The organism is Streptomyces sp. NBC_01341, assembly GCF_035946055.1.
Classification (GTDB): Bacteria; Actinomycetota; Actinomycetes; order Streptomycetales; family Streptomycetaceae; genus Streptomyces.
The window spans coordinates 4,426,248-4,442,808 of the sequence record NZ_CP108364.1; the positions used below are offsets into that span (position 1 = coordinate 4,426,248).

Below are 16,561 nucleotides of genomic sequence, written 5' to 3' on the forward strand. Positions count from 1 at the left end.
ACCCCTGCGCGGACCCGGCGGGCCCTCGTGCCGTCTGCCGCCCCGCGGGCCCCTCAGTCGTCCCAGTCCGACGCGGCCCGCCGCTCCCCCCGGAACCACGGCCATGTGCGGGCGGCGTGGACGGCGTTGACCGCGACGATTCCCAGCCAGGCCACCACGAGCCCGTCGATCCCGGCGTTCACGACGCCGATCGCGGACAGGGGGACGGCCAGCACCAGCGAGACGACCCCGAAGCCGAACCGCTCCCCGAAGGTCCCGCCCGGCCGGGCGGGCGGCGGACCGCTCCGTGCCACCGTCGTCCGCTGTTCGGCGAGGTGCCGCCGCACCCGCCGGTCGAGCGTCTCGTCGAGCCGCTGCTCGACCTTCCCGAGGAACGAGTCGACGAGCGCGGACTCGTACTCCGGCCCCAGCTCACCGCGGGCCTGCAGGGTCGCGTCGAGCTCTCGTCTCAGCTCGGGGTCACGGGCTTCCATACGCCCTACCGTACGAAGCGGGCCCGCCCGGGTCAGTGGGGTTAGCCCCCCTGTTCCGGCTCGTGCGCGAGGCGGGCCGTGCGTGGTCGGCGTAGCGTGGTCTCCGGGACCTGGGAGGCGTGCCATGTCCGTCACCGCACCGATCGCCCGCGCGATCCGGCGTACGTCGGGGGCCAGGGCCCGTGAGGTCAACGAGGCGGAGCTCCGGGCGACCCTGTCCACGTACCGTGAGCTGTCCGACGAGGACTGGCGGCGGCCGAGCCCGTGCGCCGGCTGGACGGTCCGGGACATGCTCGCGCACACCGTCGGCCAGTACGAGGAACTTCCGCGCCCCTGGGTGGCGGTGCGGCGGATCCGGTGGGCCCGGCGGACCCACCCCGCCCTCGGCCCGCTCGACGGGCACAACGAGATCCAGATCGAGGACCGGCAGGGCGTCCCGGGCCGCGAACTCATCGGCGCGCTCGCCCGCTACGCCCCCCAGGCCATCATCGCCATGCGCCGCCTGCCCGCAGCCGTACGACGCAGGGTCCGGCCGAGTGTGCTGTACCCGGAGGCGAAGGCGCTGCCCGAGGACTCGATGGACTACCTCTACCGCGTCCTCATGGTCCGGGACACCTGGATGCACCGGATGGACCTCGGCGATGCCACCGGGGCGGCTCCCGTGCTGGGCGGGCACGACCGGGAGGTCATGGACCAGGTGGTCCTCGACCTGGCCCTCACCTGGACCGGACCCGCCGCGGAGCTCGATCTCCACGGGCCCGCCGGAGGGAATCACCTGCTGGGCAGCGGGGCCCCGGCGGCCGTCGTCCGTGCCGACGCCGTCGACCTCGCCCGGCACCTTTCGGGGCGGCGCGTGCGCGGCACCCTGGAGGTGGAGGGCGATCCCGGAGCACGGTCGGTGCTGATGGCGGCGCGTGTCGTGTTCTGAGCCCTGCCCCCGCCGTTGCCGGAGGCACTGCGCGCCGTGACGTTCCGGCGCACCGGCCTCAGCGGGGTGTCACCTCCGCCAGGAACGTCTCGGGGGTGACCGCGTATCCCAGCGAGTTGATGACGGCGACCGGTGCGCCGTCGATCAGCACCGTGGGGGTGGCGGTGACGCCGCTCGTCTCGAAGGCCGCCGACACCTGCGCCGCCCAGGGCAGGTAGGTGTGCTCCATGACCTTCTGGCGGAAGGCCTCGGTGTGCAGGGCCTCGACCTCACCGGCCAGCCGCAGCAGGAAGTCCCGGTCGGCGAAGGCGTCGACGTCCTCGCTGGGCTGATCGGCGTACAGGGCACGCAGGTACTGCATGAACGGCTTCTGTCCCTCGTCCACTGCGGCGCCCAGGGCGGCCAGCGCTTCCAGGGATCCGCTGCCTCCCGCGGAGTCGTCGAGGAAGGTCCCGAAGTGGTGGTCGATCGCGAAGGCGCCCTCGTCGGCGGCCCGCTCCATGACGGCGCCGAGGCCGAGCTCCATGCGTTTGCAGAACGGACAGCGCAGGTCGGCGTAGACGCTCAGCACGTGCGCGGCATCGGTGTCGCCGTAGCGGACGATGACGCCGCCGGGACCCGTCGTGTTCGCTGGGATCATGGTCCAAGGGTCCGCAGTCGGGGGTCGTCCCGCAATGCGAGGGGCACCCGTCCGCTGCCGCGTCCTGTATATGGACATGCAGAGCGCTTGCTGGCTGAATGGATTCCCCGGTGCCGGACCGGCACGGCGGAACTCCGAAGGGGACAGCATGAGCGGGAGCAGCCCGGCTGCGCGGTTGCAGCGGCTCTTCGAGGGGCAGCGGCTCACGCCCACCCAGCGGCGTATCGCGCACTCCATGGTGCGGCGGGCCGCCGACGCCCCGTTCCTCTCCAGTGTGGAGCTGGCCGAGCTGGCCGGCGTCAGCCAGCCGTCCGTCACCCGCTTCGCCGTCGCACTCGGCTTCGACGGATACCCCGCCCTGCGCAAGCACCTGAGGGACGTCACGCCTTCCGGGGCGGACGGGGCGGACGGGGCGGAGGAGCGCTTCAACGAGTACCAGCAGGCCGTCCTCGCCGAGATCGACAATCTGCGGCAGCTGTCCGAGCTGCTCGCCGACCCCGCGCCGGTCGAGCGGGCGGGCCGGCTGCTCGCCGGGTCCAGGCCCCTGCTGGTCCTCGGGATGCGGGCCGCGTCCTCGCAGGCCCGGGGGTTCGGCTACTTCGCCGCCAAGGTCCATCCGGACGTGCGGGTGCTCGACGAGGGCGGCAGCATGCTGCACGACCGGATCGACGCGGCCCGGCGGGCGGGCGCGAGCGCCCTGATGTGTTTCGCGCTGCCGCGCCACCCCCGCGAGGGCGTGGACGCGCTGGCGTACGCCCGGGAGCAGGGGCTGACCGTCGTCACCGTCGCCGACTCCGCCTTCGCCCCGGTGGCCGCGCACAGCGACCTGCTCATCCCGGCCGCCGTGGGCACCGGACTCGCTTTCGACACCGCGTGCGCGCCGATGCTGCTGGGGCGTGTGCTGCTGGAGGCCATGTGCGACGGGCTGCCCGAGGCGCAGGCCCGGCTGGAGGAGTTCGACGCGCGGGCGGCGGCACGGGGACTGTTCGTCGAGTAGCCGCGTCCGCCGGGGCGGCACCGGGCCCCCTCCGGCCGGGCGGGGCCCGGTCGGGGTGGCAGTGGGGGGCGCCGCGCCGGACGGGCGCGGCGCCCCCACCACTGAGCACGGGGGCTCAGACCTCCAGGTCGGCTTCGATCTTCTTCAGCTGGTGCCGGGCCATCGCGAGGTTGGCGCGGTTGGAGTCCAGCACGAGGTAGAGGAACAAGCCGTTGCTGCCACGGGTCTTGAGCAGGCGGATCAGGTGGTACTGGCCGCTCAGGGTGATCAGGATGTCCTCGATCTCCTCCTTGATGCCCAGGTGCTCCATGGTCCGCAGTTTCGCCCGCACGACGTCCGTGTTGCCCGCCGCGGCGACGTCCAGGTTGAAGTCCTTGCCACCCCCGAGGGTGCCGAGGGCCATGCCACTGGTGTAGTCGACGAGGGCGACACCGAGGGTCCCCTCGATCGACGCCATTGCTTCCTTCAGTGACGCTTCGGTGTTGGCCATAGCGCTGGTTCCTTTCCGTGGCCGGCCCTTTGGCCGGTCCGTTACTGACGTACTTCGGGTGTCACGTGGCATCTGGTGGGGTGGGGCGTCGGGGGAGGGCCCGGGACTGCGGGGGCCGTGGCGGAGGCACGGGGCGCTCGATGCGCTCCTGCGTGGCGTCGACCATCTCGCCGATGCGCGCGCCGGCCCTCCGGCCTTCCAGGTGGAGGCGGCCGACGTTGATGCGGTCCTCGGCCAGCAGGGTGAGGACGGCGGAGGCGCCCGCGGCGTAGGTGGCGATGTAGCCGGACTCGCCGCGGATCAGGAGTTCGCGGAAGCCCCCGCGCCCGGTGGCGTCGGTCATCCGGATCGATACGCCGAGTGCGGCGGCGGTCAGCGCCGCGACGCCCTCGGCCTCCATGCCCGGGGTGTCCTGGGCGACGACGAGACCGTCGGTGCTGGCGGCGAGTGCGCCGGTCAGGAGCGGGACCCGGGCGCGTAACCGCTGGAGTTCGTCGAGGACATCCTGCACTTCGGCCTCGGGCACCATCAGCTGTCTCCTCCCGGCACGCTGTCTGAGCGCGCGAATCACAGGGCCTCCAATGCGTCTCTGAGCCGGCGCAACAGGGCGACGTCGGGGTCGTTCGTGACCTCCGGCAGCGTGATCCGTTCGGCTGTCGGCGCGTTCGCGGCCGTGCGGACCGCTTCGACCAGCCCGGCGGCGGCGAGCCGGCGCAGGTCGACCAGGATGTGGAAGGCCGAGCGGCCCAGTTCCCGGGCGATGTCCGTGGCCGTGCGTTCGCCGTTCACCAGATCCAGGACGCGCCGCTGGCGCGGGGGGACCGGCGCGTCGACCGGGTGGGTCGTGGGGACCAGCGGGGCGCTGTCGGTGAGTGCGTCGGGCCAGATCCGGTCGAGCAGTTCCCGGCGCCGGAGCGTCTCGCGCTGCACGGCGTCCACGGGTACGGGTCGTACCGGGCCTATCCAGTGGGACACGCCGTAGCGGAAGCGGGCCGGGGTGTTCGTGGGGGCCAGGGCGAAGAAGGCGGCGTCGTACAGGGCGCCCAGGTGGCACAGCTCCAGGGCGCCGCCCGGCACCGAACCGCTGTCCACGAGGTAGCGGCCGACCCGCTGTCCGGCGCCCGCCTGCTCGACGGCGTCCCACCAGCCCTCCGTGCGGAGTGCCCCGCCGGTGGTCAGCAGGACGTCGATGCCCGGGGTGGCGGGGCTCTCGGCGTGGACCACCTGGCCGTCGGCGAGGTAGAGGGTGCCCCGGTCGCGCATCAGCGCGCCGGTCGCGCGCTCGTCCGCGAGCCGCTGGAGCATGGGGGAGGGCGTGGCCCGCTCCAGGAGGCCGGGCGTCGCTGAGGCGGTGGGTCTCATGCCAGGACCAGCCGCTCCGCTATCTCGCCCAGCCGTATGCGGGCCATGGCGAGGTTCCCCTCGGAGCGGTCCAGCCACAGGTGGAGGAAGACGCTGCTGTCGAAGGCCGTCTCGACGAAGCGGAGGATGTGGTAGCCGGGCGCCGTGGTGACGATGACGTCCTCGACCGCGGAGGCCTGCGGTCCCTGGGCGCCTGCGAACGCGCCCGCCTCCGCGAAGACCGGTTGTTCGGCCGCCATCCGCGCGACCTCGGCCGTCTCGGCGGCGGTGGCCTCGTGGTCGCCGTTGGGCGACTCCCCGATGGTGCCGAGCGCGAGTCCGCTCGTCCAGTCGACCACTGCGGCGCCCCGGGCACCGGGCAGCCTCATGACTTCGAGCAGGCACTCGTCGATTCCGGGCAACGCGGACTCCCCTCCCGACGCGGCGTACGGGTGTAATGGAGAGGCTACGCAACGTGCTTGCTCCTGGTGGGTGTTCTGGCATTTTCCACCGGTACATGCGAACGCCGGTGTAAAGGAGGGGAGATGGGGGCGCGGCGCTCGGTCGGAACGGTCCGGTGGCCTGCCCTTTCCGGGCGGATCCGGTCGGCCGGCGCCGGCTGAAGGACCTCTTCCGGGTGCGACATGACCGCTTCGTCGACCGCTTTCCGGTCCCTCCGGAACCGATTCCGATCGAGGGGGGAGTCCTGGCCGGACATCGAGGCGGACCCATGGCCGGGCGGCGGTCCGGCCACGGTGCGCACCCGCCTTGTTGACTAGGTCTATTCAGGCGTCCAGGATGTGAATAGGTGAGTCACATTCGCGAGGAGGCATTGCCATGTCAGGACCCCGCCCCGTACGGGCGCCGCGCGGTACGGAACTGAGCGCCCTGGGATGGCAGCAGGAAGCCGCCCTCCGCATGCTGCAGAACAACCTCGACCCCGAGGTCGCCGAACACCCCGACAAGCTCGTCGTCTACGGCGGCACCGGCAAGGCGGCCCGCGACTGGCGGTCCTTCGACGCCATGGTCCGCACACTGCGCACCCTCAAGCAGGACGAGACGATGCTCGTCCAGTCCGGGCGGCCGGTGGGTGTCATGCAGACCCACGAGTGGGCGCCGCGCGTCCTGATCGCCAACTCCAACCTGGTGGGCGACTGGGCCAACTGGGAGGAGTTCCGCCGCCTGGAGGCCCTCGGGCTCACCATGTACGGGCAGATGACCGCCGGCTCCTGGATCTACATCGGGACCCAGGGCATCCTCCAGGGCACGTACGAGACGTTCGCCGCGGTCGCCGCCAAGCGGTTCGGCGGAACGCTCGCCGGGACCATCACGCTGACCGCCGGACTCGGCGGCATGGGCGGCGCCCAGCCGCTGGCCGTCACGATGAACGACGGCGTCGCCCTCGTCATCGACTGCGACCCGCGCGCCATCGAGCGCCGGATCGAGCACCGCTTCCTGGACGTCCGGGCCGATTCGCTCGACCACGCGCTCCAGCTGGCCGTCGAGGCACGCGACGCGCGGCGCCCGCTCTCCATCGGCCTGCTCGGCAACGCCGCGGAACTGCTGCCCCGCATGCTCGCCGAGGGCGCCCCCGTCGACATCGTCACCGACCAGACCAGTGCGCACGACCCGCTCGCCTACCTGCCCGTCGGCGTGGACTTCGACGACATGGCCTCGTACGCGGCCGAGAAGCCCGCCGACTTCACCCGGCGCGCCAGGGAGTCGATGGCCGCGCACGTCGAGGCGATGGTCGGCTTCATGGACGCGGGGGCCGAGGTCTTCGACTACGGCAACTCGATCCGCGGAGAGGCCCAGCTCGCCGGATACGCCCGGGCGTTCGACTTCCCCGGCTTCGTCCCCGCCTACATCCGGCCCCTCTTCTGCGAGGGCAAGGGCCCCTTCCGGTGGGCGGCGCTGTCGGGCGAGGCATCGGACATCCACAAGACGGACAAGGCGCTGCTCGAACTCTTCCCGGAGAACGAGTCGCTGCACCGCTGGATCAAGATGGCCGGTGAGCGGGTCCACTTCCAGGGGCTGCCCGCCCGGATCTGCTGGCTCGGCTACGGCGAACGCGACAAGGCCGGGGAGCGGTTCAACGACATGGTGGCGAGCGGCGAACTCGCCGCGCCGCTCGCCATCGGACGCGACCACCTGGACTGCGGCTCGGTCGCCTCCCCCTACCGGGAGACCGAGGCCATGCTGGACGGCTCGGACGCGATCGCGGACTGGCCGCTGCTGAACGCCATGGTCAATGTGGCCTCGGGCGCGTCCTGGGTCTCCCTGCACCATGGGGGCGGCGTCGGCATGGGCCGCTCGATCCACGCGGGACAGGTCACGGTCGCCGACGGCACGCAACTCGCGGGCGAGAAGATCCGGCGCGTACTCACCAACGACCCCGGAATGGGCGTCATCCGGCACGTGGACGCCGGGTACGACATCGCGGAGTCCGTCGCCTCGGACAAGGGCGTGCGGGTCCCGATGACGGAGGACGACCGCCGGTGACCGGGACGGTGGGCGACGGCCCGGTCGCGCCGGGGGTCTCCTCGAACGGCCCGGGGGCGGATGCGCGGCCCCGGGACGGCGAGCCCGAGTCGTTCCAGGCGATGTGGCGCGGCCTCGCGCCCCTCGGGCGGGACCCCGGGAGCGGCGGCTACCGGCGCTACGCCTGGACCGGCGCCGACCTGGAATGCCGGGCATGGTTCCGCGCCCAGGCGGAGTCGCGCGGGCTGGTCCACGAGACCGACCGCAACGGCAACCAGTGGGCATGGCTCGGCGATCCGCTCGCCGGGGATGCCGTCGTCACCGGGTCCCACCTGGACTCCGTGCCCGACGGCGGTGCCTTCGACGGGCCGCTCGGCGTGGTGTCCGCGTTCGCGGCCCTGGATGAACTCCGCCGCAGGGGAGCGGAGTTCACCAGGCCCCTCGCCGTGACCAACTTCGGTGACGAGGAGGGGGCCCGCTTCGGGCTCGCCTGTGTCGGGTCCCGGCTCGCCGCAGGGCAGCTGACCCGCGAGGACGCGCACCGGCTTCGCGACGGTGACGGCGTCCTCCTCCCGCAGGCCATGGAGGCCGCCGGATACGACCCCGACGCCATCGGAGCCGATCCGGAACGCCTCGCCCGCATCGGCGCTTTCGTCGAGCTCCACGTGGAGCAGGGCCGCGCCCTCGACCTGAGCGGGGACCCGGTCGGCGTCGCCTCGGCCATCTGGCCGCACGGCCGTTGGCGGTTCGACTTCCGGGGCGAGGCCAACCACGCGGGCACCACGCGGCTCGCCGACCGGCGCGACCCGATGCTCACCTACGCCGAGACCGTCCTGGCGGCACGGCGCGAGGCGGAACTCGCCGGTGGTCTCGCGACCTTCGGCAAGGTCGCCGTCGAGCCCAACGGGGTCAACGCGATCCCGTCCCTCGTGCGGGGCTGGCTCGATTCGCGGGCCGCCGACCAGGCGACCCTCGACGCCGTGGTCGCCGGCGTCGAGCGGGCCGCGAGGGAGCACGCCGAGCGGGCCGGTATCGATCTCGACGTCGTACGCGAGTCGTTCACCCCGGTCGTGGAGTTCCAGCACGTGCTGCGCGACGAGATCGGCCGGATCCTCGGGACGCGTGACCCGGAGGGCCCGGGCCGCGCCGTGCCCGTCCTGGGAACCGGCGCGGGACACGACGCGGGTATTTTGTCCGCCTCCGTGCCGACCGCCATGCTGTTCGTACGGAACCCCACCGGGGTCTCGCACTCGCCCGCCGAGCACGCCGCGGAGGACGACTGCGTGGCCGGGGTGAGGGCACTCGCCGACGTACTGGAGGGCCTCGCGTGCAGTTGACGACGCAACCGACGACGGGCACACCGGTCACCGCGACGTACTGGCTGTCGCACGCCTGGCTCGGCACCCACGTCGAGCCTGACGTCCTCCTGGACGTCGCCCACGGGCGCATCGCCGGTGTGCGTACGGGCATCGCGACCCCGCCGCGGGGTGCCACCGTGCTGCGCGGGCTGACCCTCCCGGGGCTGGCCAACACGCACTCGCACGCCTTCCACCGCGCCCTGCGCTCCACGGTCCAGGTGGGCTCCGGCACCTTCTGGACCTGGCGCGAGATGATGTACCGGGCCGCGGCCCGGCTGACCCCCGACACCTATTACGACCTGGCGCGAGCGACGTACGCCGAGATGGCGCTGGCCGGCGTCACCGCCGTCGGCGAGTTCCACTACCTGCACCACGCCCCGGGGGGCACGCCCTACGACAACCCGAACGCGATGGGCGAGGCCCTGATCGCGGCGGCGGCCGAGGCGGGCATCCGCATCACCCTGCTGGACACCGCCTATCTCGCCGCCGGATTCGGTGAGAAGCCCAGCCGTCACCAGCTCCGCTTCTCCGACACGACGGCCGACGCGTGGGCCGAGCGGGCCTCCCTCCTCAAGGGCGACGAGCACGCGCTGATCGGCGCGGCGATCCACTCCGTACGCGCGGTCCCCGCCGGGCAGCTCGCCACCGTCGCGCAGTGGGCCCAGGACCGGGGCGTCCCGCTCCACGTCCACCTCTCCGAGCAGACGGCGGAGAACGACGCCTGCCTCGCGGCCCACGGCCGGACGCCCACCCGGCTCCTCGCCGACCACGGCGTCCTCGGCCCGCGGACCACAGGCATCCACAACACGCACCTGACCGCCGAGGACATCGTGCTGCTCGGCGCCTCGCGGACGGGCACGTGCATGTGCCCCACCACCGAACGCGACCTCGCCGACGGCATCGGACCCGCCGCAGCCCTCCAGAAGGCGGGCTCCCCCCTCTCGCTGGGCAGCGACAGCCACGCTGTGATCGACCTGTTCGAGGAGGCCAGGGCGATGGAACTCGACGAGCGCCTGCGCACACACGTGCGCGGCCACTGGACGGCGGCCGCCCTGCTCAGGGCGGCGTCCGCGGACGGTCACGCCGCGCTGGGCCGCCCGGAGGCGGGCGCGCTCGAACCGGGGGCTCACGCCGACCTCTGCACGGTGGCGCTGGACTCCGTCAGGACGGCGGGACCGGTGCCCCGACTGGCCGCGGAGACAGCCGTATTCGCCGCCTCCGCAGCGGACGTACGGCACACCGTGGTGGCGGGACGGCACATCGTCCGGGACGGCCGGCACGCCTTGGTCGACGACGTGCCGGGAGCGCTCGCCTCAGCCATCGCGGCCCTGCACGGCTGACCACCCGCCCCGGCCGAGACCCCCCGGCGGCCCCGCCGGGCGAACACGACGAAAGCTGCCTCCGGATGACGACGAGCACGACGACCGCCATCACCCACATCGCGAACCTGGTCACCAACGACCCCTCCCTCGGCGACGGGACCCCCCTGGGCCTGATCCAGGACGCGGCCGTCGTCATCGAGGGCGACCGCATCGTGTGGACCGGTGAGTCCAGCAGAACACCTGCCACTGACAACGCCGTCGACGCCGGCGGCCGGGCCGTGATCCCCGGCTTCGTCGACTCGCACTCCCACCTGGTCTTCGCCGGGGACCGCACCGCCGAGTTCAACGCCCGTATGTCCGGCCGCGCCTACTCCGCCGGAGGCATCCGCACCACCGTGGCCGCCACGCGCGCAGCGTCCGACGAGGAGCTGTCCGCCAACGTCGCCCGCTATCTGGCCGAGGCGCTCCGCCAGGGCACCACCACCTTCGAGACCAAGTCCGGTTACGGCCTCACCGTCGAGGACGAGGCACGCGCCCTGCGCATCGCCGCCCGGCACACCGACGAGGTCACCTACCTCGGCGCCCACATCGTCTCCCCCGACTACGCCGACGACCATGCCGGTTACGTGGACCTGGTCACCGGCCCGATGCTGGACGCCTGCGCCCCGCACGCCCGATGGATCGACGTCTTCTGCGAGCGGGGCGCCTTCGACGAGGACCAGGCGCGCACGATCCTCACCGCGGGCCTGGCCAGGGGACTGCAGGCCCGGATTCACGCCAACCAGCTCGGCCACGGCCCCGGCGTCCGGCTGGCGGTCGAACTCGGTGCCGCGTCGGCCGACCACTGCACGCACCTCACCGACGCCGACCTCGAGGCGCTCGGGCAGGGCGACACGGTCGCCACCCTGCTGCCCGGTGCGGAGTTCTCGACCCGTGCCGCCTGGCCGGACGCCCGCCGCATCCTCGGCGCGGGCGCCACAGTGGCGCTGTCCACGGACTGCAACCCGGGCTCCTCCTTCACCTCGTCCATGCCGTTCTGCATCGCCCTCGCCGTGCGCGACATGGGGATGACGCCCGACGAGGCGCTGTGGTCCGCCACCGCCGGAGGCGCGGCCGCGCTGCGCCGCACCGATGTCGGCCGCGTCACGCCGGGTGCCCGCGCCGACCTCGTGCTCCTCGACGCGCCGAGCCATGTCCACCTCGCCTACCGGCCGGGGGTCCCCCTGGTCCACGCGGTGTGGCGAAGCGGCAGGCGGGTCCTCTGACCGGTCGGGCCCGCAGGTCCGCGATCGCAGGCACGCCCCGAGGGCGGGCGCGCCGGGCAGGACATGCGGAAGGACCCGCCCGTCGACCGGGTCGGGTCCTTCCGCAAGGCTGTTCCGCAGTGATCGGAGCACCGGTCACTCGTCGAGGGTCAGGCCCTTCCTGAGCTTGACGAGCGTCCGGGAGAGCAGCCGGGAGACGTGCATCTGGGAGATGCCCAGCTCCTCACCGATCTCGGACTGCGTCATGTTGGCGACGAAGCGCAGCGACAGGATCGTGCGGTCGCGGGACGGCAGCGAGGCGATGAGCGGCTTGAGGGACTCGACGTACACGATGCCTTCGAGACCGTTGTCCTCGTAGCCGATGCGGTCCGCGAGGGCGCCGTCGTTGCCGTCGTCGTGGTCGTCGTGCTTGGCGTCCAGCGAGCTCGCGGTGTACGCGTTGCTCGCGGCCATGCCCTCGACGACCTCGTCCCGGCCGATGCCGAGGCGCTCGGCGAGTTCGGCGACCGTGGGCGCGCGGTCCAGCTTCTGGGCCAGTTCGTCGCCGGCCTTGGCGAGGTCGAGCCGCAGTTCCTGGAGCCGGCGCGGGACGCGCACGGACCAACTGGTGTCGCGGAAGAAGCGCTTGATCTCGCCGACGATGGTGGGCATCGCGAACGTCGGGAACTCCACGCCCCGGCTGAGCTCGAAGCGGTCGATCGCCTTGATCAGGCCGATCGTGCCGACCTGGACGATGTCCTCCATCGGCTCGCTGCGGGAGCGGAACCGGGCGGCGGCGAACTTGACCAGCGCGAGGTTGAGTTCGACGAGGGTGTTGCGGACGTACGCGTGCTCGTGCGTGCCCTCTTCGAGGGCTTCGAGCCGTGCGAAGAGCGTCTTGGACAATGCCCTGGCGTCGACCGCGCCGATCCCGGCGTAGTGCGGGATCTCGGGGAGGTCGTCGAGCCCTTCGCCCGGGCGGTCGTCTTCGGTGGCACGGCCGTCCGTTGTCCGGACGGTGTCTGTGGTGCTGATGCGCGGGCCGGGTACGGCGCCCGCTGCAGCGGAGTCGGAATCGGTCGGTCCCTGAGGACATGCCGACGTCGCGGTGCGGGTACGCGATACGTCGAGCCGGGGTGACATGCTTCTCCTCCATCGTTCTCGGCATATGGCTGCCGATGCCCATACGTGTTCGTGCGGTGAAGCGGCGCCTCCGAAGCCGATCGGGTTTCCAGGTGGTGATGTCCCTCTACCCTTACCCGGTCCAACCCGTGAGTGACAAGCTCCAAATGCACGCGTATGTCCGGTTTGTGGAGTTCTTCGACTACCGTGTGGCGAGGGAAACGCGTAATGTTCCACGCACGTCGGGGGTAGCCACGATGAAGCCGCGCACACAGGGTGCCGCGGGTAGTGACGGACGGCGAAGAGGGACAGCGATGGACCGCGGGACGGTCGGGAGCGCGAACCGGGGTCGGCTGAATGTCGAGGTCCGGAGCGAAGGGCGCAGCGAAGTCGTGACGCCGGCGGGTGAGCTCGATCACCACACCGCCGATCTGCTCAGGGAGCCCCTGGAGAACGCGATCGAGCAAGGTCGCACGCGCCTCGTGGTCGACTGCACGCGGCTCGACTTCTGCGATTCCACGGGACTGAACGTGCTGCTCGGCGCGCGCCTCAAGGCCGAAGCCGCCGGCGGCGGGGTCCACCTGGCCGGAATGCAGCCCGTGGTGGCCCGCGTCTTCGAGATCACGGGAGCGGAAGCGGTATTCACCGTGCACGCTTCGCTCGAAGACGCTCTGAACAGCTGAGACGGCCGCCCCTCATGTCCCTTCCGGGTCTCTGTGGCCCCGGCTGTCGCCCGAGTCACGCTGTTGGCGTAGCCGAAGTGGGTGTTGTCACCATTCGGCAGGGCAGGAGAGACCCCGTCGGGGTCAAGAAGCCCGCACACTCTGTATCTGATCAATATCTGTTCGTGGCAACACGGTGAATCGGTGAGGTGAAGCGCTGATGAGCACCACCCGGCAGCATCCGCCGGGCGGCCTCGGCCGCGAGCCGGACGGTACGGGCACTGCCTCTGCCGCCCCGGCCGACCGGCAGTGGCGCACGCTCTCGCTGAGGGACGCCAGCGGCATCGTGCCCACGGCCCGCGACTTCGCCCGGCAGGCGCTCCACGACTGGGGCTGGCTGCCGGCGACGGGCGCGGACAGGCGTGCCGCCGCCGAGGACGTCCTGCTGGTCGTCTCCGAGCTCGTGACGAACGCCTGCCTGCACGCGGGCGGTCCCGAGGAGATCCGCCTCGGCCACTCGCCCAAAGCGCTCAGGGTCGAGGTAGTCGACGCCGGTGCGGGCCAGCCCGCGCCGCGTACGCCGCACCGCGCCGGGCGCCCGGGCGGGCACGGCATGTTCATCGTGCAGCGGCTGTGCCTGGACTGGGGCGTGACGCGCACGCCGGACACCCCGGGCAAGACCGTCTGGGCGGAGCTCGCCGCACCACCCGCGTAGTCCCGGCCGTCCTCCCCGCGTCACGGGCGAACGGACGTCCCACGCAGACGAATCAGGGCCGCCGCACCCGATCGGTGCGGCGGCCCTGTCGTGTGTCCGGACGGGGGGTGTCAGCGGACGTTGCCCATGAGGGCCTTGACCTTGCCGCGGTACATGAAGATCGCGACACCGGCGACGACCGCCAGCGCGGCCTGGAGCGCCACGATGCCGTTGCCGTTCAGGTCGACTCCCGCGATGGACAGCAGGCCCGTGGTGCAGTCACCCGCGGTGACGGCCAGGAACCAGATACCCATCATCTGGCTGGCGTACTTGGCCGGGGCCATCTTCGTGGTGACCGAGAGGCCGACCGGGGAGAGCGTCAGCTCCGCGACCGTCTGCACGAAGTAGATCGCGACGAGCCACAACGCGGCGGCCTTGTGGCCGTCGCCCGCGATGGTCAGCGGCGCCAGGAAGAGGAAGAACGACGCACCGACGAGCACCAGACCGGAGCTGAACTTCACGATGGTGCTGGGTTCCTTGCCCCGCCGGTTCAGCGCGATCCAGAAGGCGGCGAAGACCGGGGCCAGAGCCATGATCAGGACCGGGTTGACCGACTGGTACCAGGAGACGGGGAAGCCCCAGCCCAGGACCGAGTTCTCCGCCGAGGAGTCGGCGAAGATCGCGAGGGTCGAACCGCCCTGGTCGTAGATCATCCAGAAGATGGCGGCGGCCACGAAGAACCAGATGTATCCGGACATCTTCTTCTGCTCGGTGTCGCTGAGGTCCTTGTCGCGCTTGATGCGCGCCAGGACCACGACCGGGATGACGAGACCGGCGACGGTGATCGGGACCAGCAGCCAGTTGAGCGTGTAGACGCCGGTGACGACCGTGCCGATGTAGAAGACGGCCGCGACGCCGAGCCAGATCATCGACTTGCGCAGCGTGGAGGCACGCTCGTCGGCGGACAGCGGCTTGGGCACGACCAGGCTGCGCTGGTCCAGGTGCCGGGTGCCGAGCAGGAACTGGGCGACGCCGAGTCCCATGCCGACGGCCGCGAGCGCGAACCCGAGGTGCCAGTTCACGTCCTCGCCGACGGTGCCGATGATCAGCGGTGCGGCGAAGGCACCCATGTTGATGCCCATGTAGAAGATCGTGAAGCCACCGTCGCGGCGCGGGTCGTCCGGGCCGTCGTAGAGGTGGCCGACCATCGTGGAGATGTTGGACTTCAGCAGACCGGAGCCGATCGCCACCAGGCCGAGCCCGGCGAAGAACGTTCCCTGGGTCGGCAGGGCCAGCGTCACGTGGCCGAGCATGATGACGCCGCCGGCGATGGCGACGGTCTTGCGGGGACCCCAGACACGGTCACCGAACCAGCCGCCGGGCATGGCGAGCAGGTACACCAGCGACAGGTAGACCGAGTAGATCGCCGTGGCCGTGGCGGGGTTCATGTGAAGCCCGTTGGGAGCGATCAGGTAGAGCGGGAGGAGGGCGCGCATGCCGTAGTAGCTGAAACGCTCCCACATCTCCGTCATGAAGAGAGTGGCCAGGCCGCGGGGGTGGCCGAAGAAGGTCTTCTGCGAACCAGTCGTACTGGCCGAGGCCTTCGTCAGGCTTGACGCCATGGTCGATCCTTGCTGGTCGGGACGCGCCGCCTCGAAAGCGATGCGCGCCCGGTGGGGGGTAGCCGGCACCGTCGCGGACGTGCCCCGCCCCTGACGCCTCGAGGGGATCCGATCCGGTCGCCCGCTCCGTGGAGGAGTTCGGGGGCGGAGTCGTGGGGGACAGACCGCTCCGGGATCCACGCCCGGCGCGCGTCGTCGCGCTCCGGGCCCGGCCCACAGGTCATTCACTGAGGGGGGCCGGTGAGGGGACCGGCCCGTACACAAAAGTCACTCTTGGCACGAAAAGCTGCTCAAGGGTCCTTCAGTGGTGCAACAGGCGTCGAGCCACCATACGACATGACACGCGGCGATATGAAAGGACTTGAGACATGGATCACAGGTTCTGATGGAACCAAGGTCCCACATTCAAAGGTCTCTGACCGATTCGTGGCACTAACCCGCAGGGGCTCCTGAGTGCTTCACCTCGGCGGTGCCGCGCGGACTACCATCACTGCATGACCCGTGTACTGCTCGCCGAGGACGACGCATCCATCTCGGAGCCACTGGCCCGTGCCCTGCGCCGGGAGGGTTACGAGGTCGAGGTCCGCGAGGACGGTCCGACCGCACTCGACGCCGGACTCCAGGGAGGCGTCGACCTGGTCGTCCTCGACCTGGGGCTGCCCGGCATGGACGGCCTGGAGGTCGCGAGGCGGCTGCGGGCCGACGGTCACGCCGTACCGATCCTGGTGCTGACCGCCCGGGCCGACGAGGTCGACACGGTGGTCGGCCTGGACGCGGGGGCCGACGACTACGTCACCAAGCCCTTCCGGCTCGCCGAGCTGCTCGCCAGGGTCCGTGCCCTGCTGCGCCGCGGTGCCACCGAGCCCGCCCCGCAGCCCGCCACCCACGGTGTCAGGATCGACGTCGAGTCCCACCGCGCATGGATGGGCGACGAGGAACTCCAGCTCACCGCCAAGGAGTTCGACCTGTTGCGGGTCCTCGTCAGGGACGCCGGCCGGGTCGTCACCCGTGACCAGCTGATGCGTGAGGTCTGGGACACCACCTGGTGGTCGTCGACCAAGACCCTCGACATGCACATCTCCTGGCTGCGCAAGAAGCTCGGCGACGACGCGGCCAACCCGCGCTATATCGCCACCGTTCGGGGCGTCGGCTTCCGGTTCGAGAAGAGCTGACGTACAGAGACAGTC

The 16,561-nt window shown here is 71.6% G+C and carries 17 protein-coding genes; 9 read left to right on the forward strand and 8 right to left on the reverse strand.

Annotated features, from left to right (window positions below; all coding sequences use genetic code 11):
* Positions 1–53: 53 nt before the first annotated feature.
* Positions 54–473, reverse strand: a complete 420-nt coding sequence (locus OG206_RS19620; RefSeq protein WP_327117831.1) for a hypothetical protein — start codon at positions 471–473, stop codon at positions 54–56.
* A 124-nt stretch (positions 474–597) separates the two neighbouring features.
* On the opposite strand from OG206_RS19620, the gene OG206_RS19625 reads away from it, so the two are divergent.
* Positions 598–1,401 (forward strand): maleylpyruvate isomerase family mycothiol-dependent enzyme, encoded by an 804-nt coding sequence (locus tag OG206_RS19625; protein ID WP_327117833.1) that lies wholly within the window; start codon positions 598–600, stop codon positions 1,399–1,401.
* Between the two features lie 58 nt (positions 1,402–1,459).
* Here OG206_RS19625 and OG206_RS19630 read toward each other — a convergent pair whose 3' ends face one another.
* The gene (locus tag OG206_RS19630) at positions 1,460–2,041 is read right to left on the reverse strand and encodes a thioredoxin domain-containing protein (protein ID WP_327117835.1); all 582 of its coding nucleotides are present in this window, start codon (positions 2,039–2,041) and stop codon (positions 1,460–1,462) included.
* A 148-nt stretch (positions 2,042–2,189) separates the two neighbouring features.
* Here OG206_RS19630 and OG206_RS19635 point away from each other — a divergent pair, with 148 nt between their 5' ends.
* The gene (locus OG206_RS19635) at positions 2,190–3,038 is read left to right on the forward strand and encodes a MurR/RpiR family transcriptional regulator (RefSeq protein WP_327117837.1); all 849 of its coding nucleotides are present in this window, start codon (positions 2,190–2,192) and stop codon (positions 3,036–3,038) included.
* Positions 3,039–3,153: 115 nt separating this feature from the next.
* Here the strand turns inward: OG206_RS19635 and OG206_RS19640 are convergent, their stop codons facing one another.
* The 4 genes from OG206_RS19640 to OG206_RS19655 all read right to left on the reverse strand — a co-directional run bounded on the left by OG206_RS19640 (position 3,154) and on the right by OG206_RS19655 (position 5,291).
* Positions 3,154–3,528, reverse strand: coding sequence for a hypothetical protein (locus OG206_RS19640; RefSeq protein WP_327117839.1), 375 nt, complete (start codon positions 3,526–3,528; stop codon positions 3,154–3,156).
* 61 nt (positions 3,529–3,589) lie between these two features.
* Positions 3,590–4,057 (reverse strand): roadblock/LC7 domain-containing protein, encoded by a 468-nt coding sequence (locus OG206_RS19645; protein WP_327117841.1) that lies wholly within the window; start codon positions 4,055–4,057, stop codon positions 3,590–3,592.
* Positions 4,058–4,095: 38 nt separating this feature from the next.
* Positions 4,096–4,890, reverse strand: coding sequence for a helix-turn-helix domain-containing protein (locus OG206_RS19650; protein WP_327117843.1), 795 nt, complete (start codon positions 4,888–4,890; stop codon positions 4,096–4,098).
* A complete protein-coding gene (locus OG206_RS19655; RefSeq protein WP_327117845.1) occupies positions 4,887–5,291 on the reverse strand; it encodes a hypothetical protein in 405 nt (134 codons plus the stop codon). The genes OG206_RS19650 and OG206_RS19655 overlap by 4 nt, the downstream gene beginning before the upstream one ends.
* 415 nt (positions 5,292–5,706) lie before the next feature.
* Between OG206_RS19655 and hutU the strand changes: the two genes are divergently transcribed.
* The 4 genes from hutU (at position 5,707) to hutI (ending at position 11,295) form a co-directional block, all read left to right on the forward strand.
* Complete coding sequence (hutU, locus tag OG206_RS19660) at positions 5,707–7,371, forward strand: urocanate hydratase (RefSeq protein ID WP_327117847.1); 1,665 nt, start codon at positions 5,707–5,709, stop codon at positions 7,369–7,371.
* A gap of 101 nt (positions 7,372–7,472) precedes the next feature.
* On the forward strand, positions 7,473–8,687 hold the full coding sequence (locus tag OG206_RS19665; RefSeq protein WP_327122335.1) for an allantoate amidohydrolase: 1,215 nt from the start codon (positions 7,473–7,475) through the stop codon (positions 8,685–8,687).
* A complete protein-coding gene (locus tag OG206_RS19670; protein WP_327117849.1) occupies positions 8,678–10,048 on the forward strand; it encodes a formimidoylglutamate deiminase in 1,371 nt (456 codons plus the stop codon). The genes OG206_RS19665 and OG206_RS19670 overlap by 10 nt, the downstream gene beginning before the upstream one ends.
* A gap of 65 nt (positions 10,049–10,113) precedes the next feature.
* Positions 10,114–11,295: an imidazolonepropionase gene (gene hutI, locus OG206_RS19675; protein ID WP_327117851.1), complete on the forward strand. Its 1,182-nt coding sequence runs from the start codon at positions 10,114–10,116 to the stop codon at positions 11,293–11,295.
* A 135-nt stretch (positions 11,296–11,430) separates the two neighbouring features.
* On the opposite strand, the gene OG206_RS19680 is transcribed toward hutI, so the two are convergent.
* Positions 11,431–12,417 (reverse strand): RNA polymerase sigma factor SigF, encoded by a 987-nt coding sequence (locus OG206_RS19680; protein ID WP_327117853.1) that lies wholly within the window; start codon positions 12,415–12,417, stop codon positions 11,431–11,433.
* A gap of 293 nt (positions 12,418–12,710) precedes the next feature.
* Between OG206_RS19680 and OG206_RS19685 the strand changes: the two genes are divergently transcribed.
* Complete coding sequence (locus OG206_RS19685) at positions 12,711–13,079, forward strand: STAS domain-containing protein (protein ID WP_327117855.1); 369 nt, start codon at positions 12,711–12,713, stop codon at positions 13,077–13,079.
* Between the two features lie 199 nt (positions 13,080–13,278).
* Positions 13,279–13,773 (forward strand): ATP-binding protein, encoded by a 495-nt coding sequence (locus OG206_RS19690; RefSeq protein WP_327117857.1) that lies wholly within the window; start codon positions 13,279–13,281, stop codon positions 13,771–13,773.
* Positions 13,774–13,883: 110 nt separating this feature from the next.
* Here OG206_RS19690 and OG206_RS19695 read toward each other — a convergent pair whose 3' ends face one another.
* Positions 13,884–15,374 carry an oligopeptide:H+ symporter gene (locus OG206_RS19695; RefSeq protein WP_327117859.1) on the reverse strand — a complete coding sequence of 497 codons (1,491 nt, stop codon included), beginning with the start codon at positions 15,372–15,374 and terminating at the stop codon, positions 13,884–13,886.
* Positions 15,375–15,868: 494 nt separating this feature from the next.
* On the opposite strand from OG206_RS19695, the gene OG206_RS19700 reads away from it, so the two are divergent.
* Positions 15,869–16,546, forward strand: a complete 678-nt coding sequence (locus tag OG206_RS19700) for a response regulator transcription factor (RefSeq protein ID WP_031098784.1) — start codon at positions 15,869–15,871, stop codon at positions 16,544–16,546.
* Positions 16,547–16,561 lie beyond the last annotated feature (15 nt).